Annotated in this window: 18 protein-coding genes; 12 read left to right on the top strand and 6 right to left on the bottom strand. The window is 64.9% G+C overall.

Annotated features, from left to right (window positions below):
* Positions 1–1,461, bottom strand: coding sequence for an MFS transporter (locus RA164_RS07130; protein WP_329743258.1), 1,461 nt, complete (start codon positions 1,459–1,461; stop codon positions 1–3).
* A gap of 414 nt (positions 1,462–1,875) precedes the next feature.
* Here RA164_RS07130 and RA164_RS07135 point away from each other — a divergent pair, with 414 nt between their 5' ends.
* Positions 1,876–2,862: a hypothetical protein gene (locus RA164_RS07135; protein ID WP_329743259.1), complete on the top strand. Its 987-nt coding sequence runs from the start codon at positions 1,876–1,878 to the stop codon at positions 2,860–2,862.
* A gap of 40 nt (positions 2,863–2,902) precedes the next feature.
* Here RA164_RS07135 and RA164_RS07140 read toward each other — a convergent pair whose 3' ends face one another.
* The 4 genes from RA164_RS07140 to RA164_RS07155 form a co-directional block, all read right to left on the bottom strand.
* Positions 2,903–3,715 carry a glucose 1-dehydrogenase gene (locus RA164_RS07140; protein ID WP_329743260.1) on the bottom strand — a complete coding sequence of 271 codons (813 nt, stop codon included), beginning with the start codon at positions 3,713–3,715 and terminating at the stop codon, positions 2,903–2,905.
* 139 nt (positions 3,716–3,854) lie between these two features.
* Positions 3,855–5,060, bottom strand: coding sequence for an acetyl-CoA C-acyltransferase (locus RA164_RS07145; protein WP_329743261.1), 1,206 nt, complete (start codon positions 5,058–5,060; stop codon positions 3,855–3,857).
* Between the two features lie 95 nt (positions 5,061–5,155).
* Complete coding sequence (locus RA164_RS07150) at positions 5,156–7,546, bottom strand: 3-hydroxyacyl-CoA dehydrogenase/enoyl-CoA hydratase family protein (RefSeq protein ID WP_329743262.1); 2,391 nt, start codon at positions 7,544–7,546, stop codon at positions 5,156–5,158.
* 85 nt (positions 7,547–7,631) lie between these two features.
* The gene (locus RA164_RS07155; protein WP_329743263.1) at positions 7,632–8,246 is read right to left on the bottom strand and encodes a TetR/AcrR family transcriptional regulator; all 615 of its coding nucleotides are present in this window, start codon (positions 8,244–8,246) and stop codon (positions 7,632–7,634) included.
* Positions 8,247–8,485: 239 nt separating this feature from the next.
* Here RA164_RS07155 and ndk point away from each other — a divergent pair, with 239 nt between their 5' ends.
* The 7 genes from ndk (at position 8,486) to der (ending at position 15,304) form a co-directional block, all read left to right on the top strand.
* Positions 8,486–8,911 carry a nucleoside-diphosphate kinase gene (ndk, locus tag RA164_RS07160; protein ID WP_329743264.1) on the top strand — a complete coding sequence of 142 codons (426 nt, stop codon included), beginning with the start codon at positions 8,486–8,488 and terminating at the stop codon, positions 8,909–8,911.
* A 6-nt stretch (positions 8,912–8,917) separates the two neighbouring features.
* The gene (rlmN, locus tag RA164_RS07165; protein ID WP_329743265.1) at positions 8,918–10,075 is read left to right on the top strand and encodes a dual-specificity RNA methyltransferase RlmN; all 1,158 of its coding nucleotides are present in this window, start codon (positions 8,918–8,920) and stop codon (positions 10,073–10,075) included.
* Positions 10,065–10,841 carry a type IV pilus biogenesis/stability protein PilW gene (gene pilW / locus RA164_RS07170; protein WP_329743266.1) on the top strand — a complete coding sequence of 259 codons (777 nt, stop codon included), beginning with the start codon at positions 10,065–10,067 and terminating at the stop codon, positions 10,839–10,841. The genes rlmN and pilW overlap by 11 nt, the downstream gene beginning before the upstream one ends.
* A gap of 71 nt (positions 10,842–10,912) precedes the next feature.
* The gene (locus tag RA164_RS07175) at positions 10,913–11,845 is read left to right on the top strand and encodes a helix-turn-helix domain-containing protein (RefSeq protein ID WP_329743267.1); all 933 of its coding nucleotides are present in this window, start codon (positions 10,913–10,915) and stop codon (positions 11,843–11,845) included.
* A 162-nt stretch (positions 11,846–12,007) separates the two neighbouring features.
* Positions 12,008–12,658 (top strand): YfgM family protein, encoded by a 651-nt coding sequence (locus RA164_RS07180; RefSeq protein ID WP_329743268.1) that lies wholly within the window; start codon positions 12,008–12,010, stop codon positions 12,656–12,658.
* Positions 12,655–13,869, top strand: a complete 1,215-nt coding sequence (gene bamB / locus RA164_RS07185; RefSeq protein WP_329743269.1) for an outer membrane protein assembly factor BamB — start codon at positions 12,655–12,657, stop codon at positions 13,867–13,869. Before RA164_RS07180 ends, bamB begins: the two co-directional genes overlap by 4 nt.
* A gap of 34 nt (positions 13,870–13,903) precedes the next feature.
* Positions 13,904–15,304 carry a ribosome biogenesis GTPase Der gene (der, locus tag RA164_RS07190; protein WP_329743270.1) on the top strand — a complete coding sequence of 467 codons (1,401 nt, stop codon included), beginning with the start codon at positions 13,904–13,906 and terminating at the stop codon, positions 15,302–15,304.
* 36 nt (positions 15,305–15,340) lie between these two features.
* Here the strand turns inward: der and RA164_RS07195 are convergent, their stop codons facing one another.
* Positions 15,341–15,916: a GNAT family N-acetyltransferase gene (locus RA164_RS07195; protein ID WP_329743271.1), complete on the bottom strand. Its 576-nt coding sequence runs from the start codon at positions 15,914–15,916 to the stop codon at positions 15,341–15,343.
* A gap of 68 nt (positions 15,917–15,984) precedes the next feature.
* Between RA164_RS07195 and folD the strand changes: the two genes are divergently transcribed.
* The 4 genes from folD to pnuC all read left to right on the top strand — a co-directional run bounded on the left by folD (position 15,985) and on the right by pnuC (position 20,878).
* The gene (folD, locus tag RA164_RS07200) at positions 15,985–16,839 is read left to right on the top strand and encodes a bifunctional methylenetetrahydrofolate dehydrogenase/methenyltetrahydrofolate cyclohydrolase FolD (RefSeq protein ID WP_329743272.1); all 855 of its coding nucleotides are present in this window, start codon (positions 15,985–15,987) and stop codon (positions 16,837–16,839) included.
* Between the two features lie 84 nt (positions 16,840–16,923).
* Positions 16,924–18,381: an IMP dehydrogenase gene (guaB, locus tag RA164_RS07205; protein ID WP_329743273.1), complete on the top strand. Its 1,458-nt coding sequence runs from the start codon at positions 16,924–16,926 to the stop codon at positions 18,379–18,381.
* Between the two features lie 137 nt (positions 18,382–18,518).
* On the top strand, positions 18,519–20,111 hold the full coding sequence (gene guaA / locus RA164_RS07210) for a glutamine-hydrolyzing GMP synthase (RefSeq protein WP_329743274.1): 1,593 nt from the start codon (positions 18,519–18,521) through the stop codon (positions 20,109–20,111).
* Positions 20,112–20,317: 206 nt separating this feature from the next.
* Entirely contained in the window at positions 20,318–20,878 is a 561-nt protein-coding gene (gene pnuC / locus RA164_RS07215) for a nicotinamide riboside transporter PnuC (RefSeq protein WP_329743503.1), read from the top strand.
* The last annotated feature ends 15 nt before the right edge of the window (positions 20,879–20,893 follow it).

A 20,893-nucleotide genomic window follows, 5' to 3' on the forward strand; every position in this document is an offset into this window, starting at 1 on the left:
TCAGGCCGCCTCGCCGGCCGAGCGCCCGCCGCGATGTCCAGTCAGTTCGCTGCCTGCGTCGCGGGCGAACTTCAGGTGCCAGCGGGTGGCACACAGCGAAACCAGCGTGACCACCAGGAAAGCCATCGAGAAATCGCGCTGGCCGAGATGCAGATGATGGTCGGCCGCCATGCTCAGCTTCAGCAGGCTGGCGGCGCTGCATACGCCGACCGACAGCATCAGCTGCTGAAGCGTGGTGTAGAAGCTGTTGGCCGCACTCATGCGTGACGCCGGCACGGCCTCGTAGGCAACCGTGTTGTACGCGGCGAACTGGAACGACATGAACGCGCCGCAGCAGAACAGCAGGGCGAACATCAGCGCGAACGGCCAGTTCGGCCGGAACAGCGCGCACACCGCATAACCCAGGCTGGCGAGAATGCCGTTGACGATCATGCCGCGACGGAAGCCGGTGATCCGCAGCAGCCATGGCGTGGCACTGCGGGTGAGCAGGGCGCCCAGCGACGTGGCCAGGATCAGCTGTCCACTGCGCACCGCCGACATGCCAAAACCGATCTGGAACATCAGCGGAAGCAGGAACGGCTGCGCGCCCTGGGTCACCCGCATCAAGGCGCCGGAGATCACCGACAGGCGGAACGAGTCGATCCGCAGCAGCGACAGGTCCAGTACCGGATCGCTGCATCGCCGCGCATGCCATACGTAGGCCAGGCAGGCCACCGCACCGATCGCCAGCAGCGAGACTGCGTGCGGCAGGCTGGCGTTCTGTCCGACCATCTCGAAGCCGAACAGCAGGCAGCCCAGGCCGGCACCGCTCAATGCGAAGCCGCGCAGGTCGAAACGGCCGGAACGCGCGCGCGCCGGCATGTGCGGAATGAAACGGCGTACCAGCCACAAGCCGAGCAGCCCCATCGGCACGTTGATATAGAAGATCCAGCGCCAGTCGAGGTAGGTGACGATGAAACCGCCCAGTGGCGGGCCCGTCAGCGGGCCGAGGAAGGCCGGCACCAGCGTCCACGACATCGCCGAGACCAGATGCTTTCGCTCGACGGCATTCAACAGGATCAAGCGTCCGATCGGAGCCATCATCGCGCCGCCGGCACCTTGCAGCAGGCGCGCGGCGACCATGGCCGGCAGGCTGTGGGTGAGCGAGCACAGGATCGAGCCGAGCACGAACACCACGATCGCGGCGCCGAACACCCGCTTGCTGCCGAAGCGGTCGGCCACCTTGCCGCTGACGGGAATCAGTATCGCCAGCGCCAGCAGGTAGCTGGTCATGGCGATGCTCATGGCGGGGGGGCGGACATGAAAATCGCGGGCCATCGTGGGCAACGCCGTGGCGAGCACGGTGGCGTCCATCTGCTCCATGAAGATGGCGCAGGCGACGATCAGCGAGATCACGCGATAGTCGGGCAGCGCGGGCCTGTCCGGCACGGCTGGGGCCTTTTCGTCGGGGGACGAACTCACGGCGGTTTCCTGCAGCAGGCGCAAGCCACCATCGCCGGCGGGGATGGCCGGCCACGGGCTGGTGCGGTACGTCGCGACGCATGGGGTGGTGCGCCGCAACAATCGCTATTGTCCGCTTCTCGTCGACAGGCGGCAAGCATCGGGAGCTGGCCGGCCGGTTTCGATTCAGCCGCATGGCCCCGACACGTGATACTTGCCTGATTGTGGTTCGGGCATGGTGTTCATGCAGTACCAAGGCCGCTTGGGCGACACTGTGTGACTTTGCAGGACATGATGAGGCGCGTGACATTGCCCGATGCATCTTTTTTCCGTCGTGTAGTACAGGCACTGGCTGTATCGGGTCTGCTTGCCAGCCCATGCATGGCGGGGTCGCCGCCAATGGGTTCCGCTGTGAAGTACGTCCAGGCGAGACGCATGAGCATTCATGTCCGCAGTGATCGCCTGACCGTACGCATGGCCGGTGCGCCGCAGGTGTATCTGTCCGGCACGATCGACAGCGATGCCGTGCAGCGGGTCCGCCGGTTGCTGCAGCGGGGCCGTATCCGCCCCGGTTCGGACGTGTACCTGGACTCGTCCACCGGTGACGTCGCTTCCGGCATGGCGCTGGGTCGGTTGTTCCGATCCGCACGGCTCAGCACGCACCTGGGTACCTGGCGCGGCGATGTACGTTACGGCAAGCCCGGCCGGCCGGCGACCTGTCTCGACGCCTGCGCCTATGCCTATCTCGGTGGTCTGTATCGCTGGTCACCCACGGGCGCCGACCGGATCGGACTGCATCCGTCGCTGTTGCCCGGCGCAAACGGGACACAACCGGGCGAACCCACCCGGCAGGTACTGCGCGACTATCTGGAAGCGATGGATGTGCGCCCGCGCTACCTGGCCCAGGTACTGACCCCGGCAGTCGATGGCGTGGTCTGGTGGAACGCCGACAAGATGGCGCCCTGGCTGGTGTCCAACAACGGACGCCTGCGCCTGATGGCCGATTACCGGGCGACGCCGGGCGCCCCCGAACTGGTGATGACCCAGGTGGTCCGCAACGGACAGAACCAGATCGCGCTGCAATGCAGACCGGGGCAAGTGACCTTCACAGCCCGCTATACGGTGGGACGCCTGCGCGCCCGACGGCTGGCCAGGCATGCTGCCTATGCCTACGTGGAAATCGATCACAAGGCCTGGCAGCCGCGACACGGCGAGCGGCCCGAGGCACGCGGTGATGCAGTGACCTTCACGCGCCAGCTGCCATTCACCACCTTGGCACCGATGCTCGATACGGTCTCGCTGGGCGCGTGGGTCAGGCTGGAACGCAACCCGCTGCGATTCGGCTTTCTGATGGCGCCGGTGGCCGTCAGGCAACAGGCCCGACCGTTCTATGCCGCCTGTCAGGCGGTGCAGCCGAAGTAGGTCGCCAACCGGTGTGGGCGTGTCGGTGACGGTTGCGGTTTCAGAGGTACTGCATCTTCACCGTCATGCCGCCGTCCACCACGAAGTGCTGGCCGGTGATGAAGTCGGATTGCGACGACAGCAGGTAAACCGCCAGCGAGCCGATGTCCAGCGGCGTACCCACCCGGCCTGTGGGGTGTTGTGCATGATCGCCGCGGCTGAGCCTTGGGGCGGCGCGTTCGTCGGGCTTGCGCCAGGCCTCGGTGGCGATCCAGCCGGGCAGGATCGCATTCACCCGAACCGCCGGTCCCGCGCTGACCGCCAGCGCGTGGGTCAACGCCAACAGGCCGCCCTTGCTGGCGGCGTAGGCCTCGGTATCCGGTTCGGACTGCAGGGCACGCGTGGACGCGATGTTGATGACCGCGCCACCGCTTTGGGCCAGCGCGGGCAGGGCGTGCTTGCAGCAAAGAAACGCGCCGGTGAGGTTGACGGCGAGATAGCGGTTCCAGGTGACCAGCGACAGTTTGGCCAGCGGCGGCACGTGCGGATCGGCGATGCCGGCGTTGTTGACCAGTCCGTCGATCTGTCCGAATAGTTTCAGCGCAGCCGCCACCCAGCGGCGCACACTGGCCTCACTGGCCACATCCAGGCGCTTGAAGGCGGCCCGGTCGCCGACCTGCCACTCGGCGAGACAGGCCTGGCCGGCTTCTATGTCCAGATCCCCGAGCATGACTCTGCCGCCGGCAGCCAGTACCGCCTGAGCGATACCGCGGCCGATGCCCTGCGCGCCACCGGTGATCAGGACAACGCGGTCACGCAAGGGATGCGCGTCGATCGGGGTGATGGCTGGCGGCTGGTTGCGCGGTGGGGTCATCGGGGCGGATCCGGGTGGGATTTTGACGGTTGGCCGGTCACGGAATCGGGACCCGGAACAACGAAGGCGCCGTATGGCTACGGCGCCTTCGTTGCAGCGTGTGCTGCGCAGGGACCAGAGCCCCTACGTTACAACGGCTTCAGAGCGCTTCGAAAATGCCCGCCGCGCCCATGCCGGTGCCGATGCACATGGTCACCATGCCGTACTTCTGCTTGTGCCGGCGCAGGCCATGGATCAGGGTGGCGGCGCGGATCGCACCGGTGGCGCCCAGCGGATGGCCCAGCGCGATGGCACCGCCCAGCGGGTTGACCTTGGCCGGATCCAGACCGAGGTCTTTGATCACGGCCAGCGACTGTGCGGCGAAAGCCTCGTTCAGTTCGATCCAGTCCAGCTGGTCCTGGCTGAGGCCGCACTGCTTCAGTGCCTTGGGAATCGCCTCCTTCGGACCGATGCCCATGATCTCGGGCTTCACGCCGGCCACCGAGTAACCCACGAAGCGGGCGATCGGGGTGAGGCCGTAGTCCTTGATCGCCTGTTCGCTGGCCAGCAGCAGCGCACCGGCACCGTCGGACATTTGCGAGGAGTTGCCGGCGGTGACCGTGCCGCCGAAGCGGTCGTTGCGGAAGACCGTGCGCAGCTTGCCCAGCACCTCGGCGGTGCTGCCCGGACGCGGACCTTCGTCGGTGTCGATCACGCGGCTGTCGGTCTTGATGCCGCGGGTGGCCAGGTCGGGATAATGGTCGTCGAGCTGGAACGGCGTGATCTCGTCCTTGAACTCGCCGGCAGCGATGGCCTTGATGGCGCGCTCATGGCTCTGCGCGGCGAAGGCGTCCTGTTCCTGCCGGCTGATCTTCCACTGGGTGGCCACGTTCTCGGCGGTGATACCCATGCCGTAGGCAATGCCGATGTTCTCGTCGGTGAAGATGGCCGGATTCATGGCGATCTTGTGACCCATCATCGGCACCATGCTCATGCTCTCGGTACCGCCGGCGAGCATCAGGTCGGCCTCGCCGAGGCGAATGCGGTCGGCGGCCATCGCGATGGCCTGCACGCCGGAAGAGCAGAAGCGGTTGACGGTGACGCCGGGCACGGTGTCGGGCAGGCCGGCCAGCAGCACGCCGATACGCGCCACGTTCATGCCTTGCTCGGCCTCGGGCATGGCGCAGCCGATGATGGCGTCGCCGATGCGGTGCGGGTCGATGCCCGGCGCCTGCGCCATCACGGCCTTGATGACATGGGCGAGCATGTCGTCGGGGCGGGTGTTGCGGAATACGCCGCGCGGCGCCTTGCCGACCGGGGTACGGGTGGCGGCGACGATGTAGGCGTCCTGGATTTGTTTGCTCATGGTGTTGGCTCCGTGGCATCGCGCGTTACGCGGCGATGCCCAAGTGTTTGATCGTCAAGTCGCTGGGTTCCGGCTCGCGCCGGGATGACGCAGGTTCAATTGCGCAGCGGCTTGCCGGTGGTCATGGTGTGGGCAATGCGTGCCTGGGTTTTTTCGGTCTTCGCCAATTCGACGAAGTGCTTGCGCTCCAGGTCGAGAAGCCACGCCTCGTCCACCAGTGCGCCACGTTCGATCGCACCGCCGCAGAGCGTGTCGGCAATGCGTGAGGCGATGGCCACGTCGTGCTCGGAGGCGAAGTAGCCGGCCTGCAGGTTGGCCAGCGAGGCCTTGAACGTTGCGGTTCCGACATCGCCCGCGACCGGTACGTTGCGCTGGTAGAGCGGCGGACGCCAGCCGGACTCGGCCAGCGAGGTTGCCACCTTCTTCGCCACGTACAGCAGTTCGTAGGCGTTGAACACCACCACGTCGCTGTCGCGCATCAGGCCCATGTTCTTCGCCTCGATCGCGCTTGGCGAGACCTTGGCCATGGCCACCGTTTCGAAGACGTTCTTCAGGGCCTCGAACGGGTCGGCCGGATTGGTCGCGGCAGCGCGGACAGCCAGCTCATGCAGGCCGCCGCCAGCGGGCAGCAGGCCAACGCCGGCCTCGACCAGGCCGATATAGCTTTCCAGCGCGGCGACGGTACGCGCGGAATGCATCTGGAACTCGCAGCCGCCGCCCAGGCACAGGCCGCGCACGGCGGATACCACCGGCACCAGCGCGTGCTTGATGCGCATGCTGGTGCGCTGGAAGTTCGCGACCATCTTCTCGAAGTCGTCGAACTTGCCGTCCTTGAGCAGACCCAGTGCGCCCTTGAGGTCGGCACCGGCGGAGAACGGCTCGCTGGTCTGCCAGATCACGACGGCCTTGAGCTTCTCCTCGGCCACGCCTATGGCGTGCTGCACGCCGTCGAGCACGTGGTCGTTCACCGTGTTCATCTTGGTCTTGAACGAGATGATGCCGACACCGTCGTCGCCCAGCGTCCACAGACGCACGCCATCGTTTTCCCATACCGTGGTGCCACGGTCGAAGGTCTCGCCCAGGATCGGGTCGGGGAACAGCTGGCGCTGGTAGACCGGGTGCGACGAGCGCGGCTTGTAGCTGCCGGACGCGGCCGACCACGAGCCGCTCTTGCCGTGCACGCCGTCTCGGCCATCGAGCACCCAGGCCGGCAACGGAGCCTTGCTCATCGCCTTGCCGGCATCGATGTCTTCCTGCACCCACTTGGCCACCTGCTGCCAGCCGGCAGCCTGCCAGGTTTCGAACGGGCCGAGTTTCCAGCCGTAGCCCCAGCGGATGGCGAAGTCGACATCGCGCGCGGTGTCGGCGATATCGCTCAGGTGGTAGGCGGTGTAGTGGAACAGGTCACGGAAGGTGGCCCAGAGGAACTGCGCCTGCGTGTCCTGCGAAGCACGCAGCTTGGCGAACTTCTCGGCGGGGTCCTTGATCGCGAGGATCGCGGCAACCTCGTCCGAAGCCTTCTGTTCGGACGGGCGATAGTCCTGCTTGGCAAGGTCGAGAACCACGATGTCCTTGCCGACTTTCTTGTAGAAGCCGGCGCCGTTCTTCTGGCCCAGCGCCCCGGCATCGATCAGGCCCTGCAGCCAGCTCGGTGCCTTGAAATGGCTGTGCCACGGATCGTCGGGCAAGGTGTCGGCCATGGTCTTGATGACGTGGGCCATGGTGTCCAGACCGACCACGTCGGCGGTGCGGTAGGTGGCGCTCTTCGGGCGCCCCACGGCCGGGCCGGTCAGCGCGTCGACCACGTCGAAGCCCAGACCGAACTGTTCGGTGTGGTGCATGGTGGCCAGCATCGAGAACACGCCGATGCGGTTGCCGATGAAATTGGGCGTGTCCTTGGCGATCACCACGCCCTTGCCTACGGTGGTGGTCAGGAACGCTTCCAGGCCGTCGATCACCTTCGGGTCGGTCAGCCGGGTCGGTACCAGTTCGACCAGGTGCATGTAGCGCGGCGGGTTGAAGAAGTGCACACCGGTGAAGCGGTGACGCATTTCCTCGGGCAGCGCTTCGGCAAGACCGTTGATCGACAGGCCCGACGTGTTAGAAGCCAGCACCGCGGTCGGCGAGACGTGGGGCGCGATCTTACGGTACAGATCGAGCTTCCAGTCCATCCGCTCGGCGATCGCTTCGATGATCAGGTCACAGCCTTCGAGCAGGTTCAGGTGCTCGTCGTAGTTGGCCGGGATGATCGCGGCGGCCAGGTTCTTGTCAGCCAGGGGTGCGGGCGAGAGCTTCTTCAGGTGTTCGATCGCCTTGAGCGCGATCGCGCTCTTGGGACCTTCCTTGGCGGGCAGGTCGAACAGCACGGTCTCGACACCGGCGTTGGTCAGGTGCGCGGCGATCTGCGCGCCCATGACGCCAGCGCCAAGCACGGCAGCCTTGCGGATGCGCAGTGCCGGGGCGGGGGTGGAGGATGCAGCGGTCATTGGCTTCTCCAAAGTGATGCGGACAGGTGGGGCAAATGGATGGTTATGGAACGCAGCCGATGGTTACCGGCCGGTGAAAGAGGGGTCAGGGGGCGCTCAGGCCTGCAGCGGCAAAGCGCACCAGGTGCGCGACGGTCTGCTCGCGGTGGGCGGATTCGCTGACATCGCCCTTGCGCTGGATCATGCCGAAGCCCGACATGGCATGGGTCAGCGCGCCGGTCACCAGGTCGGTCCGCCAGTACAGTTCGGCTTTGCTCAGGTGCGGCAGTCGCAGGGCGAACTCGGCGGTGAACTGGCGGATGACGTGGCCGTAGTTGTCGGACAGGAACTGGCGCAGATGGTTGTCGTGCTCGGCGAAGGCGCGGGCCAGCACGCGCATGAACAGGCTGCCGTTGCCGTTCTGGCTCATCTCCAGCGCGGGCCTTATGTAGGCCTCGAGCACGTCTTCCAGCGTGGCGGATTCATGGCCGGCGAGGCGGCCCAGTGCCGTCAGTCGGTTTTGGTTCAGGGTGTCGAGACGGCGCCGGAACACTTCTTCGACCAGCCGTTCCTTCGAGCCGAAGTGATAGTTCACCGCGGCCAGATTCACGCCGGCGGCCGCGGTCAGCTGACGTAACGACGCACCGTCGAAGCCGCGTTGTGCGAACAGGGTTTCGGCGGCGGCGAGGATGCGGTCCTTGGTCGAAATGGAACTGTTCACGAGTATCCCCGTCGAAGGCATGGCGGCATGCATAAATCAAACGATCGTTTGAGCATACGCGCGGGGCTTTTGGTGAGTCAAACGATCGTTTGTTGCAAACGCCTGGCGACTTGCGTCTGAGCTAGAATCTGTCAGACTTTCGTGAGCTAAATCCGTATTTCGTGTCGAATTTGGCGCACAATCGGTGCGCCTCGACCGAATCTTCACATTTCCCGACGATTTCCCCGGAGCAGATCGACATGGCGCTGGAGCGCACCCTTTCCATCATCAAACCCGACGCCGTTGCCAAGAACGTGATCGGTGAAATCTACGCTCGCTTCGAGAAGGCCGGCCTGAAGGTCGTGGCCGCCAAGCAGAAGCAACTTTCGCGCGCCGAGGCCGAAGGCTTCTATGCGGTGCACAAGGAGCGTCCGTTCTTCAATGCGCTGGTCGAGTTCATGATCTCCGGCCCAGTGATGATCCAGGTGCTGGAAGGCGAGGGTGCGATCGCGAAGAACCGGGAGCTGATGGGCGCGACCAACCCGAAGGAAGCCGCGCCGGGCACGATCCGCGCCGACTTCGCCGATTCCATCGACGCCAATGCAGTGCACGGCTCCGATGCAGCCGAGACGGCCAAGGTGGAGATCGCCTACTTCTTCGCCGAGACGGAAGTCCACTCGCGGTAATTTTCCATGACGCACGTGGCAACCACTTCCGACGCACCGACCGCCAACGCGGAAAAGGTCAACCTGCTCGATTTCGATCGCCAGGGCCTGCGCGAGTTTTTCGTGCAGATCGGCGAGAAGCCGTATCGTGCCGATCAGGTCATGAAGTGGATCTACCACCGTCTGGAGGATGACTTCGGCAGGATGACCGACGTGGGCAAGGCGCTGCGCGCCAAGCTCGAGGCCACGTGCTACGTCGGTCCGCCCAAGACGCTGTTCGACAAGGCGGCCACCGACGGCACGCACAAGTGGCTGCTCGGCATGGACCGTGGCAACGCCGTCGAGGCGGTGTACATTCCCGAGCCGACCCGCGGCACGCTCTGCGTGTCATCGCAGGTCGGCTGCGGCCTGAATTGCCAGTTCTGCTCGACCGCAACCCAAGGTTTCAACCGCAACCTCGCCACGTCCGAGGTGATCGGGCAGATGTGGGTGGCGGCCAAGTACCTGGGCAACATCACGCACCAGAACCGGCGCATCACCAATGTGGTGATGATGGGCATGGGCGAGCCGCTGCTCAACTTCGACAACGTGACCAAGGCGATGAGCCTGATGCGTGACGACCTGGGCTTCGGCCTGGCTTCCAAGCGCGTCACCCTGTCCACGGCAGGGCTGGTGCCGATGATCGACAAGCTGTCGGACACGCTCGACGTTTCGCTCGCAGTGTCCCTGCATGCGGCCAACGACGAACTGCGCACCGAGCTGGTGCCGCTGAACAAGCGTTATCCGATCGCAGAACTGATGGGGGCCTGCCAGCGCTGGATCGCGCGCCGGCCGCGTACCTCGATCACGTTCGAATACACCTTGATGCGTGGCATCAACGATCAGCCCGAGCACGCGAGGCAGCTGATCAAGCTGATGCGCAAGCTGCCGACCGGCAGCGCCAAGGTGAACCTGATTCCGTTCAACCCGTTCCCCGGCACGCGTTTCGAACGTTCGGACGCGGACGTCATTCGAGCATTCCAGACGCAACTGCTCAATGCCGGTGTGTTGACGATGCTGCGCAGGACTCGCGGCGACGACATCGATGCGGCCTGCGGCCAGCTCAAGGGACAGGTGCTGGATCGCACGCGCCGCCAGGCCGAATTCCGTAAACGACTGGAAGAAGGGGCTTCGCATGCGGCTTGAGCGCGTTTTGCTGGGACTGGGTCTTTGCGCATTGCTGGGTGGTTGTGTCACCACCGGCGGAGGGCCGACCTTACCCACCACCAGCAAGGCCCAGGAAGCGCGAAATGCTGCCCGCGTCCACACCGAGCTGGCCCAGCACTACATGCAGCTCGGCGACCTGCAGTCGGCACTGGAAAAGCTGAAGCTGGCGCTGCAGTTCGACGACAACTACGCGCCTGCCCACACCGTGATCGCGGTCGTCTACGAGCGCATCAAGGACATTCCCGACGCCGAAGAGAACTACCGTCGCGCGGTCGAGCTGGAGCCGAAGAAGGGCGCTCCGAACAACAATCTCGGCGCATTCCTGTGCCGTATCGGCAAATCGGCCGAAGGCTTGCCGTATTTCAAACGTGCGTTGGCGGATCCTTTCTATGCCACGCCGGACGTCGCCTGGCTCAACGACGGCATCTGCCGCATGCAACTGCATGACGTCGCAGGCGCCGAGAACAGCTTCAGGCACGCCATCGCGCTCAATCCGAAGAATCCCGAGGCGCTGTACCAGATGGCTCATGCCAAGTATCTGGAAAACGACGCCTTCCATGCCAGTGCATTCCTGCAACGCTACGAGGCCCTGGGCAAGACCAGCCCGGCGGCACTCAAGCTCGGTTACGAAATCGAGCTTCGTCTGGGTGACATGGACGCCGCTCGCAACTACAACAAACGTCTGCAAAGCCGGTTTCCAGATTCGAAACAGGCGCAGGCCCTCAATGCCACTGCAAGCCCATGACTGTTCAGCCGTCCCGCCCGGGGGACATGACGTCTGAAGCCCCCGATTCGCTCGCTGTCTCCGAGGGGGAGATGCAGCAATCCATCCACGTGCCGGAACCGCAGGCCGGTTTTGGCAGCAGGCTCAGGGCCGCGCGGGAAGCGCGAAGTCTGGGCATCGAAGCCTGTGGCCAGGCGCTGCATCTGCCGGTTCGTGTCCTGCGCCAAATCGAGAACGACGATCGCAGCGGTATCGACTATCAGGTCTACCTGGCCGGCTACCTGCGCAAGTACGGCCGTCACCTGGGTATCGACGATGCCGAAATCGATGCCGAGATCGCGCGCAGCAAGCATAGCCCGGCCATCCAGGAAAGCCCGGCGCTGGTGGCGACCGGCGGCATTTCGCATTCGCGCTACCTGCTCGATCGCTATGCCAGGGCCGCTACCTACGTGGTGCTGACCGTGGTCTTTGCGGTGCCGACCATCTACCTGGGCATGCACGGCACGCTGAACAGCGACATGAGTCATCTTGCCTCGCTGGACGCCAAACCGGTGGCCCAGAAGATCGTGGCGACGCCATCGATCGGCGCGAAGGCTGACAAGCTGCCAGCGGCGACATTGTCGGTTCCCGCAGTCAAGCCGCCGCAGGTCGACCAGCCGCTGATGGCCTCGATGATGCCGGTCCCCAATCTTGCCGGTGACGTCGCTGCCGCTGCACATCCCGCGCCTCCGGTGGCAAGCTCCATCGGCAGTGGCGACCACAGTCTGCAGCTGACGCTGGGCAACACCAGCTGGGTCGAGGTGACCGATGCCGATGGCCAGCGATTGGAGTACGGCCTGTTGCCGGCCGGCACGGTACGCACCTATCACAGCAGCCAGCCGCTGGATGTGCGCATCGGCAATGCCAATGGCGCCCAGGCCAGCATCGACGGACAGGCTGTGTCGCTGGACGACTATCGTCACGCCAATGTCGCGCATTTCCGCGTGAACATACAGGACGGCAAGGCCACGCCTGCCGGCGCCTGATCGACCGACCACGCACGAGCCGTCCCGCGAGGACGGCTCAATCGGTTATGCTTGCCCATCCTTCTGCCGACAGACCGGGCAGACGACAGCGGCCAGGCCCTCAGGTGGCCTCCGCATGGTTCCTTTCATTGCCCGCTGATGGGCTCCCTAGACGGTGATTGCATGGCTTTCGACGCATACGACGATTACGAGCAGAGCGAACGCGTACAGCAGTGGCTGAGACAGAACGGCCTCTCCATCGTGGTTGGCATCGTGATCGGGCTGGTGGCCATCTTCGGCTGGCAGCAGTGGCGCAAGCATCAGGCGAACCACCAGGCCGCCGCCGCGCAGCTGTACCAGGATGTGCGCGCGGCGCAGGCCGGCGGCCAGACCGACCAGGCCAATGCGCTGACCAACCAGCTGATGAAGGACTACGCAGACAGCCCGTATGCCCTGTTCGCAGTGACTGACCGTGCCGTGCAGGACGTGCGCGCGAACCACCTGGACAAGGCACTGGTATCACTGGAGTGGGCGCAGGGGCATGCTCCGAATGGCCTGCTGAAGGCGCTCACCGAGCTGCGTATCGCCCGCGTACAGTTGGCCCAAGGCCATGCGGACAAGACCCTGTCCACGCTGGACCAGATGCCTTCCACCGATTACACGGCGGTCGCTCAGGAACTACGTGGCGATGCGCTGGTCAAGCTGAATCGTCCAGACGACGCGCGCAAGGCCTATTTGGCTGCCAAGGCCGCCTTGGGCAAATCCGAAATGCAGGGCGGTGACCTGCAAATGAAAATCGACGATCTGGCCACGGCCGGGAAGCAGGGTGCATGAAAGCAGGATTCACGAAACGCGCATGTGCGGTCACATTGATGGCCTCCGTGGTGGCCCTGGCGGGCTGTCATTCCTGGAAGAAGGAAAACATCCATCCGCCGACACCGCTTGAAAAGCATTTCACCGCCACGGTGCACGTAACCCGCGTCTGGAAGACCCGTGTGGGCAAGGGTGCCGAGGTGAGCGGTATCCGGCTTGGGCCGACCGTGGTGGATGGCGTGCTTTATGCCGCCAGCACCGACGGCACGATCGCCGCTTACAACGCCGCGACCGGCAAGAAGCTGTGGTCCGATCACTCGCGCCAGCACGCCCTGTTCGGCTGGGGCCACAAGAAGTACAAGGACAGCTACTACGCCGGTGGTCCCTCGGTATCCGGCAACCTTTTGGCGATCGGTACGCTGGACGGTCATGTGTACGGCATGGACGCGAAGGACGGCAAGCAGCTGTGGAGTGCCGAGCTGCCTTCGGAAGTGATCTCCGCGCCCGCGATCTCCAACGGTCTGGTGATCGTGCGTACCCAGGACGGACGCCTGTATGCGCTGGACGCGACCAGTGGCGACCGTCGCTGGGTCTACGACCAGGGCAGCGTGCCTTCGCTGAGCCTGCGCGGCAACGGCAAGGTGCTGGCCGCCAACGGCGTGGTTTTCTACGGCAGCGACGACGGCAAGCTGGTCGCACTGCGTGAGGACAATGGCGAGAAGCTGTGGGAACAGCCGCTGGCCAGCGGCGAAGGCCGAACCGACATCGAGCGCCTTGACGACGCTGACGGCAACATCACGATCGACGGCAACACCCTGTATGCCGCCGCTTACCACGGCAACCTGGTGGCCGTGGATGGCCCGAGTGCGCGTCCGCTGTGGTCGCGTCCGTTCTCCACCTACACCTCGCTTGCGGTGAGCGGCAATGCCGTGTTCGGCGTGGACGATACGGCTCAGGTGTGGGCATTCGACAAGAGCAGCGGCAGTGACATCTGGAAGGACAGCAAGCTGCGTTACCGCTGGTTGAGCGCACCGGCGGTCCAGGGTGATTACGTCGTCGTCGGCGACATGTACGGTTACGTGCACTGGCTGCAGACCGGCGACGGTGCGCTGGCCGCGCGCGAGCGCCTGTCCAAGAAGGCGATCCGTGCTCAGCCCGTCGTGGCCGATGGCCTGGTCTATGTCGAGGACGTGGAGGGCCACATCGGCGCTTACCGTCTCGGTGGGCACTGATCGCTCGCCCGCCTGCAAGGAATGATGTCCTGTCATGCTGCCCGTCGTCGCCCTGGTCGGTCGTCCCAATGTCGGTAAGTCGACCCTCTTCAACGCGCTGACGCGCAGCCGTGACGCCCTGGTGGCCGACCTGCCGGGCGTCACCCGTGACCGTCATTACGGCATCTGTCGCACCGGTGCGCGGCCATTCGTGGTGGTCGATACCGGTGGCCTCTCCGGTGTGGACGATGGCCTCGACGGGCTGACCGCGCGCCAGGTGCGGCTGGCTGTCGAGGAAGCCCAGGTGCTGGTGTTCGTGGTCGATGCGCGCGACGGCCTGCTGCCGCAGGACCGCACCATCCTCGACGAGCTGCGCCGCAGCGGCAAGCCGATCATCGCCGCCGTCAACAAGACCGACGGACTCGACGAGCAGGAGTCGCTGGCCGAATTCGCCGCCTTCGGCATCGCGGCCACGCTGCCGCTGTCGGCGGCGCACAATCGCGGTACCGAAGACTTGGTTTCGGCAGCGTTGCCGCTGCTTCCCGAAGACGCGCACGAAGAGCTCGACGGCGACGAGGATGGTAGCGTGCGGGTGGCCATCGTCGGGCGTCCGAACGCCGGCAAATCCACCCTCATCAATCGCCTGCTTGGCGAGGACCGCCTGATCGTTTCCGATGTGGCGGGCACCACCCGCGACCCGATCCGTGTGCCGCTGGAACGCGACGGTCGCCGCTACACCCTGATCGACACGGCTGGCGTACGACGCCGGGCCCGGGTCGAGGAGGCGGTGGAGAAGTTCAGCGTCATCAAGACCCTGCAGTCGATCGCCGCCGCGCAGGTCGTGGTGGTGATGGTCGACGCGCGCGAGAACCTGGCCGACCAGGACCTTACCCTGATCGGTCATGCGGTGGACGAGGGCAGGGCACTGGTGATCGCGGTGAACAAGTGGGACGGCCTGGATGCCTACCAGCGCGAACAGTGCCAGCGGGCACTGGAACGCCGCCTGCAGTTCGTCGACTGGGCCAAGAACGTATTCATCTCGGCGCTGCACGGCTCCGGTTTGCGCGAACTGATGCGCGCCGTGGTGCGCGCGCATGCTTCGGCGACCAAGGAACTGGGTTCGTCCGACCTGACCCGCACGCTGGAAAAGGCCTACGAGAGCTATCAGCCGCCCCTGGTGCGTGGCCATGCGCCCAAGCTGCGTTTCGCCCATCCCGGTGGCAGCAATCCGCCGACCGTGGTGATCCACGGCAGCCGTACCAAGCACATCGCGCCGGCCTACCGCCGTTACCTCGAGAACTTCTTCCGCAAGCGCTACAAGCTGGAAGGCACGCCGGTCCGCATCGAGTTCCGCGATGGCGAGAATCCGTATGCCGGCCGTCGCAACGTGCTGACCGAGGGACAGCAGCGCAAGCGCCAGCGCATGATTCGCGAGATGAAGCGCCGCAAGAAGTAACTGCCCGCGCCCTTCGTCATGGCACGGCTTTGATGCTTATCCGACAGACGCGAGGTCGGACGGAATCAACCCATAGACTGCGGCGTCATGCGGCTTGTCCCAGGACCATACGCGTTGCCGGGCGATGACTTCGAAACGTGCGCCGATGCGTTCTGCCGTTCGCCGGCTGGCGTGGTTGTCCGGCATGGCCACTATTTCGATACGGATCAGTTGCAACCGGTCGAAGCCGAAATACGCGACATGCCGGGCGGCACGTGCGGCCAGGCCCTCGCCCTGGCGGGACCGGCGTATCCAGTAACCGAGATTGGCGCTGCGATGTTTCGTATTGATCAGGCTCAGGCCGGCGGCACCGATCAGCGATCCCGTGGTGGCATCAAGCACGGCGAAGGAAAACTGCATGCCGCATGTCCACTCATCGTGGCGCTGAGCAAGGTATGACTCGGCATCCGGTTGGCCGTACTCGGGGTGGCACCACGGAAGCCAGCGACCCAAGCTGTCGAGTGACGACTGCACGGCATCAAGCAGGGCCGGCATGTCTTCTTTGCGCCACGGACGGAGGCGCACTTTTTCGTCGCCCAGTTCGACGGTTTCCGGCGGCGTGACGAGCTGCATGACGATTCCTGTTTGTGTGGCTCCCGGCGAGTCGCGATAATAAGCGCCTTTCACCGGCAGACATGATCATGAGCGCACGGATTCTCGACGGCAAACGCATTGCGCAGGAGCTGCTGGCGCGGATCGGCCGCCGCGTGTCGGAGCGCAAGGCGCAGGGGTTGGTTGAGCCCGGCCTGGCCGTGGTGCTGGTGGGCGATGATGCCGCTTCGTCGGTATACGTGCGCAAGAAGCGCGAAGCCTGTCACCAGGTCGGCTTCCGTTCGTTCGATTTCGACCTGCCGTCCAGCACCAGCCAGGACGAACTGTTCGCGCTGATCGATCGCCTGAATGCCGATCCGGCAGTGCACGGCATCCTGGTGCAGTCGCCGCTGCCCAGGCATATCGACGAGGACGCACTGGTCGATCGGATTGCCGCGGAGAAGGACGTGGATGGCTTCCAGGCCGTCAATGTCGGACGTCTGGCATTGCGCCGCTTCGGCCTGCGGCCATGCACGCCCAAGGGCGTGATGACCCTGCTCGGCCACACCGACCGGCCGGTGCGCGGCCAGCATGCGGTGGTGGTGGGCGTGTCCAACCATGTCGGTCGTCCGTTGGCGCTGGAACTGCTGATCGCTGGCTGCACCACCACTTGCTGCCACCGTTTCACCAAGGGGCTGGAAGACTTCGTGCGGCAGGCCGACATCCTGATCGTGGCGGTCGGCAAGCCGGGACTGGTGAAGGGCGAGTGGGTCAAGCCCGGTGCGGTGGTGGTCGATGTGGGCATCAACCGTCTGGAAGACGGTCGACTGGTGGGCGATGTGGAATTCAAACCGGCAGCGGAACGCGCCAGCTGGATCACCCCGGTGCCTGGCGGCGTAGGTCCCATGACGGTGGCGACGCTGCTGGAAAACACACTGGAGGCGGCCGAGTCGCGCAAGGACTGAAGCGGCGCGTGCGGTTTAGTCCATAAGGCTCTCGCCAGCACATCTGCGCTCACGTATAATTCCCTCTTTGCAGGGAACTTTTCGATGCGCATCCTCGCCGAGGCCCTGACCTACGACGACGTTTACCTCGTTCCGGGCCACTCCGTCGTGCTGCCGCGCGACGTCGACACTTCCACTCGCTTCACCCGCGGTCTCCGCCTGAACATCCCCATCGTGTCCGCCGCCATGGACACGGTCACCGAAGCCCGCCTCGCCATCACCATGGCCCAGCAGGGCGGCATCGGCATCATCCACAAGAACATGACGCTCGAGCAGCAGGCCGCCGAAGTGCGCCTGGTCAAGAAGTTCGAGGCCGGCGTGATCCGCAATCCGTTCAGCGTGGGTCCGGACACGTCCATCCGTGAAGTGCTCAGGCTGACCCGCGCGCACAACATCTCCGGCGTGCCGGTGGTCGAGGACGAGAAGCTGGTCGGTATCGTCACCAGCCGCGACATGCGTTTCGAGCGCAAGCCCGACGATCCGGTCCGCAACATCATGACCCGCCAGGACAAGCTGGTCACGGTCAAGGAAGGCGCCAGCCAGGACGAAGTGCTGCAGCTGCTGCACAAGCATCGCATCGAGAAGGTGCTGGTGGTCAACGACGACTTCCAGCTGCGCGGTCTGATCACCGTGAAGGACATCCAGAAGGCGCGCGACAATCCCCGTTCGGTCAAGGACCGCAACGAGGCGCTCTTGGTCGGCGCTGCAGTAGGCGTGGGCGGCGATACCGAGCGCCGCGTCGAAGCCCTGGTCGATGCCGGCGTGGACGTGCTGGTGGTGGATACCGCGCACGGCCATTCGCAGGGCGTGGTCGATCGCGTGGCCTGGGTCAAGAAGACCTACCCGCAGGTACAACTGATTGCCGGCAACATCGTCACCGGCGACGCCGCACTGATGCTGCGCGATGCCGGTGCCGACGCGGTGAAGGTCGGCGTGGGCCCTGGCTCCATCTGCACCACCCGCGTCGTGGCGGGTGTCGGTGTGCCGCAGATCACCGCGATCGACCTGGTCGCCACGGCGCTGAAGGACGACATCCCGCTGATCGCAGACGGCGGCATCCGCTTCTCGGGCGACATTCCCAAGGCGCTGGCGGCGGGTGCATCCTCGGTGATGCTGGGCTCGATGTTCGCCGGCACCGAAGAGTCGCCGGGCGAGGTCGAGCTGTTCCAGGGACGCTCGTACAAGAGCTACCGCGGGATGGGCTCGATCGGTGCGATGCAGCTCGGCTCCAAGGACCGCTATTTCCAGGACGAGGCCGACGCCGACAAGCTGGTGCCCGAGGGCATCGAGGGGCGTGTGCCGTACCGTGGTCCGTTGAGCAACATCATCCACCAGCTGATCGGAGGCCTGCGTGCCTCGATGGGCTACGTGGGGGCGGCCACCATCGAGGACGTGCGCCAGAAGGCGCAGTTCGTGAAGGTGACCTCCGCGGGCGTCACCGAGGCGCACCCGCATGACATCCAGATCACCAAGGAAGCGCCGAACTACCGGCTCAATGCCTGAGGGTGGCCACTGGGCCGGAAGCCGGCTCATGCGCAACCGCGGCGATTGCCTGCACAGGCTCCGCCGCGGTCCAGCCCGCGCGGGTCGCGCTCCCCCCGCCGTTCTCCGAATCCCGCAACCGGTTCCCGTATCAAGCCATGTCCGATCTGCATAGCGACAAAATCCTCATCCTCGACTTCGGTGCGCAATACACGCAGCTGATCGCGCGCCGCGTGCGCGAACTCGGCGTGTACTGCGAAATCTGGGCCTGGGACCACGACCCGGCCGAAATCGCCGCGTTCGCGCCCAAGGGCATCATCCTTTCCGGCGGCCCGGAGTCCACCACCGTGGCCGATGCGCCGCGGGCGCCACAGCAGGTCTTCGATGCCGGCTTGCCGATTCTCGGCATCTGCTACGGCATGCAGACCCTGGCCGCACAGCTTGGTGGGGCGACCGAGGCGGCCGACGCCCGCGAGTTCGGTCATGCCGAAGTGGACATCGTGGCGCAGAGCCGCTTGTTCGATGGGCTGAGCGATCATGCCAATGGACATCGCCTGGACGTGTGGATGAGTCACGGCGACCATGTCAGCCGGGCACCGCCGGGTTTCACCGTCACCGGCAGCACCGAACGCATTCCGGTGGCGGTGATGGAGAACGAGCAGAAGCGCTGGTACGGCGTGCAGTTCCACCCTGAAGTTACGCATACGAAGCAGGGCAGTGCCCTGCTTCGACGCTTCATCACCGACATCTGCGATTGCGACACGCTGTGGACGGCGGCCAACATCATCGACGACCAGATCCAGCGCGTGTGCGAGCAGGTCGGCGACGACCACGTGCTGCTGGGCCTGTCCGGTGGCGTGGACTCCTCGGTGGTGGCGGCATTGCTGCATCGGGCGATCGGCGAGCGGCTGACCTGCGTCTTCGTCGATACCGGCCTGCTGCGCTGGAAGGAAGGCGATCAGGTGATGGCCACCATGGCCGCCGCATCCGATGAGAGCGGCATGGGCGTCAAGGTCATCCGTGTCAACGCTGCGGAGCGCTATTTCAAGGCGCTTGAGGGCGTGGCCGACCCGGAGGCGAAGCGCAAGATCATCGGCCGCCTGTTCGTCGAGATCTTCGACGAGGAGTCGGAGAAGCTGATCGCCCAGGGCGGCAAAGTGAAATGGCTGGCCCAGGGCACGATCTACCCCGACGTGATCGAGTCGGCCGGCAGCAAGACCGGCAAGGCCCACGTGATCAAGAGTCACCACAATGTCGGCGGCCTGCCCGAGCATATGAAGCTCAAGCTGGTGGAGCCGCTGCGCGAGCTGTTCAAGGACGAGGTGCGGCGCATCGGCGTCGAGCTGGGTCTGCCGCGAGAGATGGTCTACCGCCATCCGTTCCCCGGCCCGGGCCTGGGTGTGCGCATCCTGGGCGAGGTGAAGCCGGAATACGCCGAGCTGCTGGCCCGGGCCGACGCTATCTTCATCGACGAGCTGCGCAAGGCGGACCTGTACGACAAGACCAGTCAGGCCTTTGCCGTGTTCCTGCCAGTGAAGTCGGTCGGAGTGGTGGGCGATGCTCGCGCCTACGAATGGGTGATCGCGCTGCGTGCGGTGGAGACCATCGACTTCATGACGGCGCACTGGGTACACCTGCCTTACGACTTCCTTGGCAAGGTTTCAAATAGAATTATCAATGAGATACGTGGTGTATCTCGCGTTGTCTATGACATAAGTGGCAAGCCGCCGGCTACGATCGAGTGGGAGTGATTGAAATCAATCACTTGCGATTCGTCGACTTGGACGAATAATTTCCTTGCTTGTTGAGTTATTCGTTCAAGTTATTGAAATAACGGGTTATCGGGTCGTCGTGGCCGCCTGCGCCAGCCCGTGTTGCGTCGCGGTCCATCAATGCTGCCGAGGGGCCAGTTGTCGGCGCACCGTTTCCATGCCGAAGGAGTGCTGACGTGAGTCCGATGGAAATTGCCGCCAACGTGATCACCGGCGCCTCGATCCTGCTGGCGGGTCGCAACAGCGTGCATACGTGGTGGACCGGCATTGTCGGCTGCAGCCTGTTCGCGTTCGTGTTTTTCGAAAGTCGCCTGTATGCGGATGTGCTGCTGCAGAGCTTTTTCGTGGTTACCAGCGTGGTCGGCTGGTGGCAGTGGCTGCACGGGCGCGGTGGCGAGGAGCTGCGGGTGACCGACCTGCCGTCGTCGAAGCTGCTATGGCAGGTAGTGGCCGGCATACTCGGTGCGGTGCTCTACGGCCTGCTGCTGCGCCGCTTCACCAATGCCTATGCACCGTTTCTCGACTCCACGGTGCTGGCTTTCAGTATCGTGGCGCAGTTGTTGATGATGCGCCGCCACGTACAGAACTGGCCGTTCTGGCTGCTAGTGAATTCCATCGCGGTGCCCCTCTACGCCACGCGCGGCCTCTATCTCACCTCGGCGCTCTACAGCGTGTACTGGATCAATGCACTGGTGTCCTGGCGACACTGGCGACGGCTGCGTGACGCCCCGGCTCCGGTCGTATAAGGCGGCGTGCCGGGG

Origin of the sequence: Dyella sp. A6 (assembly GCF_036320485.1) — a bacterium.
Classification (GTDB): domain Bacteria; phylum Pseudomonadota; class Gammaproteobacteria; order Xanthomonadales; family Rhodanobacteraceae; genus Rhodanobacter_A; species Rhodanobacter_A aluminiiresistens.

What these genes read in the sequence shown, in the direction of transcription:
- RA164_RS07195 (WP_329743271.1), bottom strand. Translation starts at nt 15,916, where the DNA reads ATGCAGCTCGTCACGCCGCCGGAAACCGTCGAACTGGGCGACGAAAAA.
- ndk (WP_329743264.1), top strand. Translation starts at nt 8,486, where the DNA reads ATGGCGCTGGAGCGCACCCTTTCCATCATCAAACCCGACGCCGTTGCC.
- guaB (WP_329743273.1), top strand. Translation starts at nt 16,924, where the DNA reads ATGCGCATCCTCGCCGAGGCCCTGACCTACGACGACGTTTACCTCGTT.
- bamB (WP_329743269.1), top strand. Translation starts at nt 12,655, where the DNA reads ATGAAAGCAGGATTCACGAAACGCGCATGTGCGGTCACATTGATGGCC.
- rlmN (WP_329743265.1), top strand. Translation starts at nt 8,918, where the DNA reads ATGACGCACGTGGCAACCACTTCCGACGCACCGACCGCCAACGCGGAA.
- RA164_RS07175 (WP_329743267.1), top strand. Translation starts at nt 10,913, where the DNA reads ATGCAGCAATCCATCCACGTGCCGGAACCGCAGGCCGGTTTTGGCAGC.
- RA164_RS07135 (WP_329743259.1), top strand. Translation starts at nt 1,876, where the DNA reads ATGAGCATTCATGTCCGCAGTGATCGCCTGACCGTACGCATGGCCGGT.
- folD (WP_329743272.1), top strand. Translation starts at nt 15,985, where the DNA reads ATGAGCGCACGGATTCTCGACGGCAAACGCATTGCGCAGGAGCTGCTG.
- RA164_RS07145 (WP_329743261.1), bottom strand. Translation starts at nt 5,060, where the DNA reads ATGAGCAAACAAATCCAGGACGCCTACATCGTCGCCGCCACCCGTACC.
- RA164_RS07140 (WP_329743260.1), bottom strand. Translation starts at nt 3,715, where the DNA reads ATGACCCCACCGCGCAACCAGCCGCCAGCCATCACCCCGATCGACGCG.
- pnuC (WP_329743503.1), top strand. Translation starts at nt 20,318, where the DNA reads ATGGAAATTGCCGCCAACGTGATCACCGGCGCCTCGATCCTGCTGGCG.
- guaA (WP_329743274.1), top strand. Translation starts at nt 18,519, where the DNA reads ATGTCCGATCTGCATAGCGACAAAATCCTCATCCTCGACTTCGGTGCG.
- pilW (WP_329743266.1), top strand. Translation starts at nt 10,065, where the DNA reads ATGCGGCTTGAGCGCGTTTTGCTGGGACTGGGTCTTTGCGCATTGCTG.
- RA164_RS07150 (WP_329743262.1), bottom strand. Translation starts at nt 7,546, where the DNA reads ATGACCGCTGCATCCTCCACCCCCGCCCCGGCACTGCGCATCCGCAAG.
- der (WP_329743270.1), top strand. Translation starts at nt 13,904, where the DNA reads ATGCTGCCCGTCGTCGCCCTGGTCGGTCGTCCCAATGTCGGTAAGTCG.
- RA164_RS07180 (WP_329743268.1), top strand. Translation starts at nt 12,008, where the DNA reads ATGGCTTTCGACGCATACGACGATTACGAGCAGAGCGAACGCGTACAG.